Raw genomic sequence first — 12,678 nt, 5'->3', positions numbered from 1 at the left:
ACAGCGCTAGAGCGCCCGCAGCCTCGGTTGCGTCTTCCCGGCCAGCAGCAGGTGGGTCAGAGCCCACACCAGGGCGTCCGCGCGATCAGGACTCTTCGCTCCCGCCGCCTCGCTCCCCAGCGCCATCATCTCTTCTTCCAGCGACGGAAACGCGCCGCAGTGAACCACTCGCCCCTGCTCGTACAAGGCGGCTACCGGCTCGGCCCGCGCCTTCTTCGAGCGGCTGGCGTGGACCAGCCTGATCTGAACCTCGCAGTCCGCCTGGGCCAGCAGGGTCCGCACCATCTCCCCGCCCTGATTGGCCTCGGCCAGCACCAGATCGGCGCCGAACTCCGCCGCCGTCTCCGTCACGCGTTTCGCCCATCCAGCAGGCGACAGCCCCCGCGCCGAGCGGTCCGCCAGCACGTAGCCGACCTTGTCCTTCCTCCCCGCCGCCACTATGCCGCAGGCGTCGCCGTGGGCGCTGGCCGGCGGGTCCACCGCCACCACTACCCGCTCGAACTTCGCTGGGCGATGGCCCCGCGCCCGCGCCAGATCCTCGGCCCGGAACAGGGCGCCGTCGGCCTCGACGATCAGCCCCTCCATCTCCTGCGCCTCCAGCCGCGTCCCGGCGTAGAGCGCCTTCAGATGCGACAGGAACCCCGGCGACAGATTGACCGCATTGGCCGCCGTCGCCAGCCGCGCCTTGACCACCCCGGGCTCGGCCAGCAACCGCCGCAGCGCCGCGATCGGCCTCGGCGTCGTGGTGATCGCCAGCTTGGGATCATCCCCCAGCCGCAGCCCGAACCTCAGGTTCGACAGCGTCGTCTCAGGGTGCCGCCAGGCGCAAAACTCATCGGCCCAGGCCGCATGAAACTGCGGCCCCCGCAAACTGTCCGGGTCCTCCGCCGAAAAGGCATAGGCGGCTGAACCCGACGGCCAGACTAGCCGTCGCCGCCCCGCCTCCCAGCGCGGCCGGTTGTCGCCCGCCGCCTGCGCCTTCAGTCCCGACGGCCCCTCGACCATGACCTCGCGCACGTCGTGCAGGGCCGGTCCCACCAGGGCGAAGGTCAGGTCCTTCTCCCGCGCCAGCTCGTTCAGCCAGAAGCCCCCGGCGAAGGTCTTGCCCGACCCCCGCCCGCCCAGCAGCACCCAGGTGCGCCAGTCGCCGTCACGCGACCAGAACTGGTCCTCGGCCAGCCTCGGCGCCGCCCTGATCCCGGCCCGCAGCGCCCGGATCTTGTCCTCGCGCGGCAGGCTCTCGACCCAGTCCCGCAGCAAGGGACTTGCGTTCGAACCCTGCGACAAGATGATCGACACGGGCGAAGAATTCGGCCTGGAGCCCGGCCAGTTCGGCGTCGCTGACATCACGATCGTCTTCGCTCATTTCATCCTCATCCGGGGTCTTTCGGGCGGGCCGCGAACGCAGGGCCGCCACCGCCCTGGCCGTCCGCGCCAGAACGCCCACAGCCCGCGCCCGCTTCTCGGCCCCGGCCACGTCGGCCGGAGGCTCCGCGGCGGCCACCACCGCGATCGCCTCGTCGGTCAGGGCCTTCAGCCGGTCGAACACCGCCTCCAGCCACTCGGTCTCATCCGCTTTTCCCGCCATGCCTGAACCATAGCCGAGCAGCGTCGTCAGGCTGGCGAACAGCCGCGAGCACGGATCAATCCCGGAAATTTACAGGGTTTGCGCCCGCCGATTGCGACAGCCGCCGAACGATAGCGCCAGATCAGCTCGCCAGGGCCGCCGGATCGCCGCCCGCCAGCCAGTGGGCCAGGGCCCCCGCCAGCTCCGGGATCTGGATCGGCTTGGCCAGATGCCCGTCCATGCCCGCATCAAGGCAGCGCGCCACCTGATCCGCCTGGACGTTGGCCGTCAGCGCCAGGATCGGCGTGCGATGCCCCATCCCCGCCTGCATCCGCCGGATCTCCCGCGTCGCCGCCAGCCCGTCCATGACCGGCATGTGCACGTCCATCAGCACCAGGTCATAGGCCCCCGTCTGCATGGCCTGCACCGCCTCGGCGCCGTCGCAGACCGTATCGATCTCCAGCCCCAGTCCGCGCAGGATGGCGCTGACCAGCTCCCGGTTCCCCGGCGCGTCGTCGGCCATCAAGATGCGCCCGCCGGCCATGCCGCCCGGCGCGGCCATGGCGTCCTCGCCGCCGGCCAGTCCTCCGACCGCCCCGCCCTGGGTCAGCGGCGTCTCGAACCAGAAGGTCGCCCCCTCGCCCGGCTTGCTGTCGACCCCGATTTCGCCGCCCATGATCTCGATCAGCCGCCGCGAGATCGCCAGGCCCAGCCCGGTTCCGCCATAGACCCGCGTGGTCGAGGCGTCAGCCTGCGAGAAACGCTCGAACAGAACCTCGATCTTCTCCGCTGGAATGCCGATGCCGGTGTCGGTCACCGCCACCCGCAACCGCCAGCGGCCGTCGCCCTCGGGCCGCCCGCCGACCCGCAGCGTCACCCCGCCCTTGCCGGTGAACTTCACCGCATTGGACAGGAAGTTCAGCATCACCTGCCGCAGCCGCCCGGCGTCCCCGGTCAGCACCTCGGGCATGGAGGCGTCGGCCACCACCTTGAGGCTCAGCCCCTTGGCCTGGCACTGCCCCTCGACGATGGCCGCCGCCCCGTCCACCAGGGCCGCGACCTGGAAGGGCTCGGGGTCCATCTCGATCGCGTTCGCTTCCAGCTTGGAATAGTCGAGAATGTCATTGATCACCCCCAGCAGGGCCTCGGACGCCGTGGCGATCCGCTCGACGTAGGTGCGCTCCTCGTCCGGCAGGGCTTCCGAACCCTGCAACAGGCCCGAGAAGCCGATCACACTGGTCAGGGGCGTCCGCAGCTCATGGCTCATGTTGGCCAGGAATTCGCTCTTGGCCTGGGCGGCCTTCTCGGCCCGCTCCTTGGCCTCGATGACCTCGTCTTCCAGCACCTTGCGCTGGGTCATGTCGCGGATCACCACCACCACGTCGTCGACGTGGCCGTTCTCGTCCTTCAGCGCCTTGAAAGTGCACTCGACCCAGATGACCGTGCCGTTCTTGTGCACCGCCCGGTGCTCCAGGCGGGTCGGCGTCCCGGTCTTCACCGCCTCGCCGATGGCCCCCAGCACCAGATGCCGGTCTTCGCGATAGACATAGTCCGTCGACTGGCCGCTCATCTCCTCGAAGGTCCAGCCCAGCAGTTGCTGGATGGCCGGCGAGATGTACTTGCTCGACCCGTCCATCTTCACACGGGTGATGACGTCGCCGACGTTCTCGGCCAGCAGGCGGTACCGCCCCTCGTCACGCCGCGCCCGCGCCAGAACCCGCTCCTGCTCGGTCACGTCCTGGAAGACGCCGAACATGGCGATGACCCGGCCCGTCTCGTCGACCTCGGTCTCGGCATGGGTCAGGACCCGCCGCTCCTCGCCGTCAGGCCGCACGATCTGCAACTTGGCCAGATAGCCCTCGCCGACCTCGATCCCCCGCTGGATCAGGTCCGCCAGGGTCTGACGATCGCCCTCGACATAGAAGTCCAGCGCGCTGTGCAGATTAGGGTCGAAGCTGTCCCGCTCGACCCCGTGGATGCGATAGACCTCATCCGACCACTCGACGACGCCGGTGTTGCGCTCCAGCCGCCAGTGGCCGACGCCCGACATCTGCTCGACCAGCCGCAGCGTCTCCAGACGCTCGTCGCGGATGCGCGCCGCTTCGATGCCGGCGATGATGTCGTCGGCCATCCCGGCCAACAGCCTGAGCTGCTCCAGCTCCCGGTCGCTCGGCGCCGGCAGGCTGTGGTCATGCAGGACGCTCAGCGCCCCGATCGGCAGACCGTCCGGTCCGCACACGGTCGCGGCGGCGAAGAACCTCAGGTGAGCCTCCCCCGTGACGATCGGATGGTCCCTGACGCGCGGATCCTGCGTCGTGTCCGGGATCACCAGCACCGCCCCGGGGCCCATCTCCGTCACCAGGGGCGCCAGGCTGTTCTCCCGCGGCGTCCGCGCGGCGCACAATCCGGCGTTGGAGCGGATAATGGCCTCGGTCGGCGTCAACAGGGTCACCACCGCCGCCCGGCAGTCGAACACCGTCGCCGCCAGGTCGACCAGCCGGTGGAACGGCCCGGCCGGGGCGTCGAGCGCCTCGATGCTCTTGGTGGTGAATGACAAAGGCGACCCCTCCCGTAGCCTTCCTTCTCGCCGATACGGGCGAACGAAACGTTATCAGCCGGGGTTTTTCGACCCGCGTTCGACCATCCATTCCGGCGCCTCGAAGTCCAGGGCGTCCTCCTCGGTGGCCAGGGCCGTCTCGGAAATCGTCTGCCGGCGGATCGACACGCCCGCCGTATGCACCGTCTCGGGATCGCCCGAGACCAACGGATGCCACCAGGCCAGGCCCCGCCCCTCATGCACCCGGCGATAGCCGCACGACAGCGGCAACCAGCGCAGTCCGCCGATCTTTCCGGGCGTCAGCTTGATGCAGTCCGGCACGTGCTCCTGCCGGTTGGCGTAGTCCGAGCAGGTGCAGCGGTCCGGATCGAACAGCTTGCAGTGCACCCGCGTCGGTACGATCTCGCCGGTGTTCTCGTCCTCGAAGCGAATGACGCAGCACAGGCCGCACCCGTCGCACAGGCTCTCCCACTCGGTCGCCGACATCTCCGTCAGCGGTGTTGTTTCCCAGAAGGGACGCTCCATTCAATCCTCCCCTGCGCAGCGGGGGAGGGGGACCATGCGAAGCATGGTGGAGGGGGCGGAACTGTGCATACGCTGAGCCATGAGAGCGCCGCTCCTTACAGAAAAACGCGCCCGGAGTCTGCGTCGCGCGATGACGCCGCCCGAAACCGCGCTCTGGACTCGGCTGCGTGCGCGCCGCGAAGGGCTGCCGAGCTTTCGTCGCCAGCACCCGATCGGCCCCTACATCCTCGACTTCTACTGCGCCCGCCTTCACCTCGCCATCGAAGTGGACGGCCTGATCCACGGCACAGGACAAACGCCCGTCCACGATGACCGTCGCGACGCCTGGCTGCGTTCGCAAGGGATCGAAGTCATCCGCTTCACCGCCGCTGACGTACTGAAAGACGCTGACGCCGTCGCCCATTCCATCTGGACCCTCGTCCTGTACCGCACACGTTAACCCGTGATCCTCCCCGTTCACGGGAGAGGGGGACCATACGCAGCATGCTGGAGGGGGCCGAAACGGGCAGGCGTTCAGGCAATCAGAGCGCCGCGTTCGTGGCTCGCCCCCTCCACCGCCTTCGGCGGTCCCCCTCCCCCGCTGCGCAGGGGAGGATTGAAGATTCAGTGTGTCACGCTCTTCGAGAACAGGTTGATCACCACCACCCCGCCCACGATCATCACCAGGCCAATGACGGCCGGCAGGTCCAGCTTCTGCTTGAACAGGAACAGGCCGATCACCGAAATCAGCACCACCCCCAGCCCGCTCCAGATGGCGTAGGCCAGCCCCACCGGCATCTGCTTCAGCGCAATGGTCAGCAGGTAGAAGGCCAGGCCGTAGCAAACCGCCAGCCCCGCCGTCGGCCAGGGCCGGGTGAACTGCTGCGACTGCTGCAACAGGGTCGTGCCCATGACCTCGAAGCCGATGGCGCCCAGCAGGGCCGCCCAGGTCACCGGGTTCATTCAGCGGCCCCGGGGGCAGGCGCCTCGCGCAACTGCGTCCCCGGCGTCATGAAAGACAGCAGGGCCCTGCGCTGCTCGCGCGACACCTCATGGGTGCCGAACAGGTCCGACATCCACAGGCCGTCGGCCATCAGCCGCAGCATCAGGGCGTCGTCCGCCCCCACGGGATCAGTGGGGTCGTCGGCGCTGATCTTCGCGATCCACATCTTCCAGCGCGCCGCCAGCGGGGTCCGCACGGCGCAGGCGGCCAGCACAGCCCGGCCGATGCTGACGTCGCGCGGCGTCACCGGGTCGTTGACCACGGTGCGCAGATAGGCCCGCGCATTGCGGCCATAGGGCTCCGGGTCCTTCACCGCCTCGGCCAGCACCTCATCGACCATCATCTGGCCCAGATGGTCGATCATCCCTTCCAGCAGGACCTGCTTGTTGGGAAAGTGATGCAGCAAGGCGCCCTTGCTGAACGGTAGTCGGTCCACCACCGCATCCAGGGTAAAGCCCAGCGCCCCCTTCTCGGCGGCCACCTCGATGGCCATGTCGATGATCTCGGCGCGGGTGGCCTGGGGCGAGCGGCGGCGGGTCTGAGCGTCCATAGGATTTCGATACCGTCCAGACGGTATGTTATCAAGCGATGGCTTGTCGCACCCCCTTCGGTCTATAGGGACGGCCCTTCCTCCCGCTTTACCGGTCGCATCGTCTTCATGGCTGCTCGCCCCCCTCTCGTCGCTCTCAAGGACGTCCGCCTCCAGGACGGCCAGCGCCCGCTGTTCGACGGGGTCGATCTGGCGATCGAGCCACGCAGCCGCGCCGCCGTCGTCGGCCGCAACGGGGCCGGCAAGTCGACCCTGATGAAGGTCGCCATGGGCCTGATCGAGCCGGACAGCGGCGACCGCGCCGTCCAGGCCGGCACCCGTTTCGCCTATGTGGCGCAGGAACCGGAGATCACCGGCGACACCCTGCTGGACTACGCCGCCTCGGGCGGGGCCGAGCGCTGGACCGCCGAGAGCTGGCTGACCACCTTCGGCCTCGACCCGGAAAAGCCGGCGCAGAACCTGTCGGGCGGCGAGACCCGCCGCGCCGCCCTGGCCAAGGCCTTCGCCGAGGAACCCGACGTCCTCTTGCTCGACGAGCCGACCAACCACCTAGACATCCTGGCCATCGAACTGCTGGAGAACGAGCTGGTCCAGGCCCGCTTCGCCGTCCTGGTGGTCAGCCACGACCGCGCCTTCCTGAACAAGGTGACGAACACCGTCCACTGGCTGGACAACCGCCGCGTCCGCACCCTGAACAAGGGCTTCGACGCCTTCGACGACTGGGCCGCCAAGGTTCAGGAAGAAGAGGCTCTCGCCCTCGAAAAGCTGACGAAAACCATCGAGCGCGAGACCGAGACCTTCTACCGCTCCATCACCGCGCGGCGCACCCGCAACGAGGGCCGCGCCCGCAACCTGGCCGCCCTGCGCGCCGAACGCGCCGAGAAGATGAAGGACGTCCCGCGCGACCTCTATCTGGGCGTCGATTCCGGCGCCGTGTCCGGCAAGCTGGTGGCCGAGCTGAAGGGCGTGTCCAAGGTCTTTGGGGACCGCACCATCTTCAAGAACCTGACCACCCGCGTCATGCGCGGCGACCGTCTGGCCATCGTCGGCCCCAACGGCGCGGGCAAGACCACCCTGGTCAAGACCCTGCTGGGCGAGTTGACCCCGGACGAGGGCTCCGTCCGCCTCGGCGCCAATCTGGAGCCCGTCTATCTGGATCAGTCGCGCGAGGGGCTGAAGTCGGACATGACCCTGTGGGACGCCCTGACGCCGGGCGGCGGCGACAGCATCCTCGTGCGCGGCTTCTCCAAGCACGTCGCCGCCTACGCCAAGGACTTCCTGTTCCAGGAAAGCCAGCTGCGCCAGCCGATCTCCACCCTGTCGGGCGGCGAGCGCAACCGCCTGCTGCTGGCCCGCGCCCTGGCCAAGCCCGCCAACATGCTGGTCCTCGACGAACCGACCAACGACCTCGACATGGACACGCTCGACAAGCTGGAAGAGCTGCTCGAGGGCTATGACGGCACCCTGATCCTGGTCAGCCACGACCGCGACTTCGTCGACCGCCTGGCCACCTCGACCATCGCCATGAACGGGCGCGGCGACATCGTCGAAACCCCCGGCGGCTGGCAGGACTTCCTGCGCCAGAACCCGACCTTCCTCGCCCCGCCCCCGACCCACGCCGAGAGCGCGCCAGGGGCGCGTCGGGTCGAGAAGGCGGAGCCTTCTGACCGCGCCCCCAAAAAGACAGTCAAGCTGTCCTACAAGGACGCGCGCCGTCTGGAAGAGGTCGAGAAGCTGATGGAGACCCTGCCGGTCGAGATCGCGAAACAGGACGCCATCCTGGCCGACCAGAGCCTCTACACCCGCGACCCCGCCGCCTTCGACCGCGCCATGAAGGCCGCGGACAAGGCCCGCGCTGACCTCGAGGCCGCCGAACTGGACTGGCTGGAGCTGGAAGAGAAAAAGGCGGCCCTGGCGGGGTGATCTCCCTGCCGCCGCCGCAGCGAGTCGTCAGGAGCGATGAACGTCCCTGACGACCGCCGTTTGCCTGGTTACGCGGGCTCCGACTCGGCTTCTTCCGCCCGGTATTCTTCGGCGGAGACGAAGGCGGCGCCCTCGTTGTCCAGCACCCACATGCCGATGAAGGCGGCGTGCTCAGGCTCCAGGTCTTCTTCCAGCAGGTCCCCATCATAGAGGCTGACATTGCTGTAGTCGAAGTCCAGCAGCAGTTGACCGGCCATGCCGATCATCTCTTCAGCCATGCGGCGCGAATAGCCCACGGCTTCGCTCTCATTGGCGAAATCATCGGTCAGCGTGTTGACCTCGGCCGCCTCGCTGCCTTCGGTCGCGCTGGTGGTGACGATTGTATATGCGGGCATGGTCATCTCTCTTGGGGGTGGAACCCCACCCCTAACCCGTTTGCCGTCCGAAGCCGCCTAGTTTCGGCAAACGATCCGGTGATCGCTGCAGATCAATCCCGCGAACCCCGGTTGTTCCGCTTGGTGGCGCGGTAATGCTTCTGAAGCCCCGCAAGGCGACGACGCTCAGCGTCCTTGGCCACGCGTTCCGCCCTCTCTTCGGCCGCCGCCGATTCGAGCTTCAACTTGAGGAAGTGCGCCCAGCGGTCGGGGTCCAGCGCCCCGCTCTCCAGCGCGGCCCGGACTGCGCAACCGGGTTCGTTGGCGTGGCCGCAGTCGCTGAAGCGGCAGTCCTGAGGCAGACGCTCGATGTCGTCGAACACCGCGCTGACCCCTTCGTCGGCGTCGATCAGCCCTACTTCGCGAATGCCGGGCGTATCGACGATCATGCCCCCGCCAGGCAGCAGGACCAGCTCGCGGTGACTGGTCGTGTGACGCCCCTGATCGTCGGCCTCTCGAATAGCCTGCGTCGCCATCCGGTCCTCGTTCAGAAAGGCGTTGACCAGGGTTGACTTGCCGACGCCGGACGAGCCGATCAGCACACAGGTCTCGCCCGGCTTGACCTCGGCCAGCAGCGCATCGAGACCGACGCCCTCGCGGGCGGAAACCAGCAGCACCGGGCAATCGACCTCCAGAGCAGCGATCTCGGCCGCCTGGGCCTGGGGATCGTTGCTGAGGTCGGCTTTCGTCAACACCACCACGGGCCGTGCGCCGCTCTGCCATGCGGCGGCGAGATAGCGCTGGATCCGGCGCGGATTGAGGTCGGCGTTCAGCGAAGTGACGATAAAGGCCACGTCGATATTGGCGGCGATAATCTGCAAACCGCGTGCGCTGTGCGCCGCCCGGCGAACAAAGGCTGTGCTGCGCGGCAGGATGGCGTGGATGGTGGCGGTGCGTTCCTGGGCGTTCTGTGACAGCGCCACCCAGTCGCCAACAGCCGGGTGGCCCAACTCCCTGGCCTCGTGCAGCAGGCGGCCCGAGGCCTTGGCCCGCACCTCGCCTCGATCAGTGATGACCAGATAGCCGTCCCGCTGCTGAAGCACGACCCGTCCAGGCGTGTGGCCTGCGCGCGCGTGCGGGGCAAAGGCCTCCGCCAGCAGATCGGACCATCCGTATTGCTCGATCAAGTAAGGGGCATCCTATCCTCGGGCGACCTGCCGCCGGCTGGTCGTGGCCCTTTCTATGGGCCCGTTGGCCGGCGGCGAACAGTCACCTGGCGGATGCCCTGCCAATTTCAGCGTCAGGCCACGCTGCTGAACAGCGCCGCGCCCCTCGCCTGCGTCAGCGCAGCACCTCGTTCACGTCCGCCAGCACCACGTCGTGCATCTGGTTCAGATAGGCCTCGTAGTAGCCCTTGTGCGAGGCGCCCACGAGGGTCAGCATCTTCACGCCCGGCTTCACCCCCATGACGTCGCGCATATTGGCGACCATGCGCAGGTTCCGCGTCTCATAGGCGGCCAGGTACATCCGGCCGAAGCCTTCGGGCGACGGGTCCTTCTGGGCCGCGCCGAAGTCGCTCTCATAGGCCCGGCGCATCGCCTCGGCGCTGTTGTAGTAGCGATAGAGGTTCAGCAGGCCGTCGGGCTGCGACAGCCCAGCCTCGAACGGCGCCTCCGCCGTCTTGCGCTCTTCGCTCGCCGGATTGTTCCAGACCTGGCGGATGGCCCGGACGAAGCCCTTGATGTCCGCCGGATACCGATCGGCCGAGTGGTCATCGACGCTCCACACCCGCTCCAGTCCCAGACGGGCGGCCAGGATGGCGGCGACGGAATCGCTCTCGTTGATGCTGTCCAGTTGCTTGTTCAACTGCGCGACCAGCTGGGCGTCCAGCCCTTCGCCCTCGCGGCGGTCGGCCGGGGCCAGGCGCAGCCATTGGACGAAGGCCGAGGTCGGCTCGCCCGCCGCCAGGAAGACCGCCGCCAGACGGCGACGCTGCTCAGGCGTCGGCGCCGCCGGCCATTCCGCCAGCAGGCGCTCGGCCTCGGCGTTGGCCGCCGGGACGTCCAATCCGGTCTGCTGCCCGGCGTGGCTGGCGTCCTCGCAATAGTCGCTGATCGACATGGCGTATCGCTGCGGATAGCGGCGCATGGCGTCGCATTGCAGGCCCGAGACGTTCTCGATGGCGATCACCTCGGGCGCCCAGGCCGCCAGACGATCCAGCAAGGGCGGCAGCATGTCGGCGCGCACCGCGTCGCCCATCTGGGCCAGGTGGGGCGAACCCACCACCAGCACCTGATTGAGCGGCCCCGCGGGCGGCCCCTTCAGCTGGTCCGGGTGGAAGGCGGGACGATAGGTCTGGGCGGCGGCGGCCCCCGTCAGGGCGAGGGCGACGCCCAGGGCCAGAAGGCCGGCGGAAGAACGGACAGATTTCACAGTACGCAACCTTGTAGGATCGACGGCGCCGCCCACGACGGCTCAAGCGGGACCGTTAGACGAACCCGCGTTCGCCGCCCCGTTAATTCCCGCTCATCTTTGATCGCCCGCGCCTTTCCTGTGGATGCCGCCACGCCCCTGATCCGACGTCGTGAATCGTATCGCTCCACAGCCATCAACAGGTTTGCCCACCGCGGGCGGACCACTTGCCCACAGGGCGCCGAATCGCCCGCTTGCCAGAAACCCTCGTTCGTCAGACCCTCATCAGGCCGAGGGACACGACGGCGCGGGAAGCCTGAACCAGCAATGGGACACAGGGTTTCAAGCGGGTCGGTCCGGCTCTCTGACCCAGGGTTCCGGGCCTTTTCGAAGGACGCGGAAACACCGAGGCAGGGCCACAGGCTCCCGATCTTTCAGCGCCTCGGCGCAGGGGTTGTGGAGAACCGGGCCGGGATCGAAGACGACGCGTCCCGACGACGCGCCCGACACGACCAGGAGCCGCCAGGAGACCAGCCGACGCCGCCGGGTCCGCCCGGAAGTCGAGGCCAGGCCCTGACCCATCCGGCCAGGTCCAACCCGGACTTGGCGAGGGGACGTGATCGCGGGCCTGCCTTCGGGCGGTTCAGGATCGCGTCCCCTCGCTCAATTCGGGTGTGCAGTGCGGCGCCGCCGACCTTTCCAAGTCCGCCGCCGCCCCCTAAACCGTCAGTCAATGACCTTCGACCGCCTCTCCCGCCGCAATCTGCTGCTGGGCGCCGCCGGCCTGACCGCCGCAGGCGCTCTGTCCGCCTGCGGCCGCGCCGAGGCGCCGGTCGATGAATCCGGCCGGGTGCGCCTGCGCCTCGCCGCCGGAGGGCCGGTCACCGCCGCCCACGGGGGCTTCTATCAGGCGATCGCGACCGGAGCCTATGAACGACGCGGCCTGAACGTCGAGATCCTGACCGGTGCGGCAGGCGCCGACGTCCCTGCCCTGCTCGCCGCCAGCGCCGTGGAACTGGCCGTCGGCGTCGACAGCTTCGCCCCCATGCGGCTGATCGCCGATCGTGCCCCCGTCAAGGCGGTCGCCGCCTTCCTGCAGAAGGACCCCGTGGTCCTGATGGCCCGGCCCAACCAACCGTTGGAGACCCTGTCCGCCCTGCGCGACAGGCCCATCCTGATGAGCCCCGCCGATCACGCGGGCTTCTGGAACTGGCTGCGGACACGCTTCGAGCTGGCGCCCGATCAGGCCAAACCCGGCACCCCCGAAGACAACCTCAAGGCCTTCCGCGAGGATCCCAAGTCGGTGCTGGTCGGACGGCTGACGGCGGGCGATCCGACGCTGATCGCGCGCGAGACCGGCTTTGACCCCCGTGTCCTGATCCCCGCCGACGACGGCTACCCCTCCTATTCCAGCCTGGTCCTGGCCCCCAACGCCTTCGCCCGCGACAACGCCCGGGCCCTGCGCGACTTCATCGCCGCCTCGGTCGAGGGCTGGCGCGACTACGTCCACGGCGACGGCAGCAAGGCCGACGCCCTGATCCGCCGCGCCAACCCCGATCTGAACCAGCGCCTGCTGAACGCCGTGCGCGACAGCCTGCGGACCGAGGCCGTGGTCGACGGCGGCGACGCCGCCCTCTACGGCCTGGGCACCATGACCGCCGAACGCTGGCAGGCCTTCGCCGAACAGACCGAGGCCGCCTATCCCTCGCCCCCCGACTGGCGCGAGGCCTTCACCGTCCAGTACCTGCCCGGACGCAGCTGAGCGCCTGTTAGCAGCGGATTAAGCCG

General features: G+C 68.7%; 12 protein-coding genes. 3 read left to right on the top strand and 9 right to left on the bottom strand.

Annotated features, from left to right (window positions below):
* Nucleotides 1-6: 6 nt before the first annotated feature.
* The 4 genes from ACIQTU_RS04285 to ACIQTU_RS04270 all read right to left on the bottom strand — a co-directional run bounded on the left by ACIQTU_RS04285 (nt 7) and on the right by ACIQTU_RS04270 (nt 4,649).
* Nucleotides 7-1,260 (bottom strand): DNA-packaging protein, encoded by a 1,254-nt coding sequence (locus tag ACIQTU_RS04285; RefSeq protein WP_400542811.1) that lies wholly within the window; start codon nt 1,258-1,260, stop codon nt 7-9.
* Entirely contained in the window at nt 1,151-1,588 is a 438-nt protein-coding gene (locus ACIQTU_RS04280; protein ID WP_400542808.1) for a hypothetical protein, read from the bottom strand. Before ACIQTU_RS04280 ends, ACIQTU_RS04285 begins: the two co-directional genes overlap by 110 nt.
* Before the next feature lie 121 nt (nt 1,589-1,709).
* Nucleotides 1,710-4,124 (bottom strand): ATP-binding protein, encoded by a 2,415-nt coding sequence (locus ACIQTU_RS04275; RefSeq protein ID WP_400542805.1) that lies wholly within the window; start codon nt 4,122-4,124, stop codon nt 1,710-1,712.
* Between the two features lie 54 nt (nt 4,125-4,178).
* Entirely contained in the window at nt 4,179-4,649 is a 471-nt protein-coding gene (locus ACIQTU_RS04270) for a YcgN family cysteine cluster protein (protein ID WP_400542802.1), read from the bottom strand.
* Between the two features lie 79 nt (nt 4,650-4,728).
* Between ACIQTU_RS04270 and ACIQTU_RS04265 the strand changes: the two genes are divergently transcribed.
* Nucleotides 4,729-5,088, top strand: coding sequence for an endonuclease domain-containing protein (locus tag ACIQTU_RS04265; RefSeq protein ID WP_400542799.1), 360 nt, complete (start codon nt 4,729-4,731; stop codon nt 5,086-5,088).
* A gap of 164 nt (nt 5,089-5,252) precedes the next feature.
* Here the strand turns inward: ACIQTU_RS04265 and ACIQTU_RS04260 are convergent, their stop codons facing one another.
* On the bottom strand, nt 5,253-5,591 hold the full coding sequence (locus ACIQTU_RS04260; RefSeq protein WP_400542796.1) for a DMT family transporter: 339 nt from the start codon (nt 5,589-5,591) through the stop codon (nt 5,253-5,255).
* A complete protein-coding gene (locus ACIQTU_RS04255; RefSeq protein WP_400542791.1) occupies nt 5,588-6,181 on the bottom strand; it encodes a TetR/AcrR family transcriptional regulator in 594 nt (197 codons plus the stop codon). The genes ACIQTU_RS04260 and ACIQTU_RS04255 overlap by 4 nt, the downstream gene beginning before the upstream one ends.
* Before the next feature lie 108 nt (nt 6,182-6,289).
* Between ACIQTU_RS04255 and ACIQTU_RS04250 the strand changes: the two genes are divergently transcribed.
* Nucleotides 6,290-8,104 (top strand): ABC-F family ATP-binding cassette domain-containing protein, encoded by a 1,815-nt coding sequence (locus tag ACIQTU_RS04250; RefSeq protein WP_400542788.1) that lies wholly within the window; start codon nt 6,290-6,292, stop codon nt 8,102-8,104.
* A 68-nt stretch (nt 8,105-8,172) separates the two neighbouring features.
* On the opposite strand, the gene ACIQTU_RS04245 is transcribed toward ACIQTU_RS04250, so the two are convergent.
* The 3 genes from ACIQTU_RS04245 to ACIQTU_RS04235 form a co-directional block, all read right to left on the bottom strand.
* The gene (locus tag ACIQTU_RS04245) at nt 8,173-8,499 is read right to left on the bottom strand and encodes a hypothetical protein (protein WP_400542785.1); all 327 of its coding nucleotides are present in this window, start codon (nt 8,497-8,499) and stop codon (nt 8,173-8,175) included.
* Between the two features lie 92 nt (nt 8,500-8,591).
* Complete coding sequence (gene rsgA, locus ACIQTU_RS04240) at nt 8,592-9,665, bottom strand: ribosome small subunit-dependent GTPase A (protein WP_400542782.1); 1,074 nt, start codon at nt 9,663-9,665, stop codon at nt 8,592-8,594.
* Between the two features lie 154 nt (nt 9,666-9,819).
* The gene (locus tag ACIQTU_RS04235; RefSeq protein ID WP_400542779.1) at nt 9,820-10,911 is read right to left on the bottom strand and encodes a DUF5694 domain-containing protein; all 1,092 of its coding nucleotides are present in this window, start codon (nt 10,909-10,911) and stop codon (nt 9,820-9,822) included.
* A 712-nt stretch (nt 10,912-11,623) separates the two neighbouring features.
* Between ACIQTU_RS04235 and ACIQTU_RS04230 the strand changes: the two genes are divergently transcribed.
* Entirely contained in the window at nt 11,624-12,652 is a 1,029-nt protein-coding gene (locus ACIQTU_RS04230; RefSeq protein WP_400542777.1) for an ABC transporter substrate-binding protein, read from the top strand.
* Nucleotides 12,653-12,678 lie beyond the last annotated feature (26 nt).

The sequence above is a fragment of the Brevundimonas sp. NPDC090276 genome (assembly GCF_044772165.1).
In the GTDB taxonomy this organism is placed as follows: Bacteria; Pseudomonadota; Alphaproteobacteria; order Caulobacterales; family Caulobacteraceae; genus Brevundimonas.
The sequence above is the reverse complement of the archived record's forward strand: the minus strand, read 5'-3'. Positions and strand labels throughout refer to the sequence as shown.

What these genes read in the sequence shown, in the direction of transcription:
- ACIQTU_RS04245 (WP_400542785.1), bottom strand. Translation starts at nt 8,499, where the DNA reads ATGCCCGCATATACAATCGTCACCACCAGCGCGACCGAAGGCAGCGAG.
- ACIQTU_RS04260 (WP_400542796.1), bottom strand. Translation starts at nt 5,591, where the DNA reads ATGAACCCGGTGACCTGGGCGGCCCTGCTGGGCGCCATCGGCTTCGAG.
- ACIQTU_RS04255 (WP_400542791.1), bottom strand. Translation starts at nt 6,181, where the DNA reads ATGGACGCTCAGACCCGCCGCCGCTCGCCCCAGGCCACCCGCGCCGAG.
- ACIQTU_RS04270 (WP_400542802.1), bottom strand. Translation starts at nt 4,649, where the DNA reads ATGGAGCGTCCCTTCTGGGAAACAACACCGCTGACGGAGATGTCGGCG.
- ACIQTU_RS04280 (WP_400542808.1), bottom strand. Translation starts at nt 1,588, where the DNA reads ATGGCGGGAAAAGCGGATGAGACCGAGTGGCTGGAGGCGGTGTTCGAC.
- ACIQTU_RS04250 (WP_400542788.1), top strand. Translation starts at nt 6,290, where the DNA reads ATGGCTGCTCGCCCCCCTCTCGTCGCTCTCAAGGACGTCCGCCTCCAG.
- ACIQTU_RS04230 (WP_400542777.1), top strand. Translation starts at nt 11,624, where the DNA reads ATGACCTTCGACCGCCTCTCCCGCCGCAATCTGCTGCTGGGCGCCGCC.
- ACIQTU_RS04265 (WP_400542799.1), top strand. Translation starts at nt 4,729, where the DNA reads ATGAGAGCGCCGCTCCTTACAGAAAAACGCGCCCGGAGTCTGCGTCGC.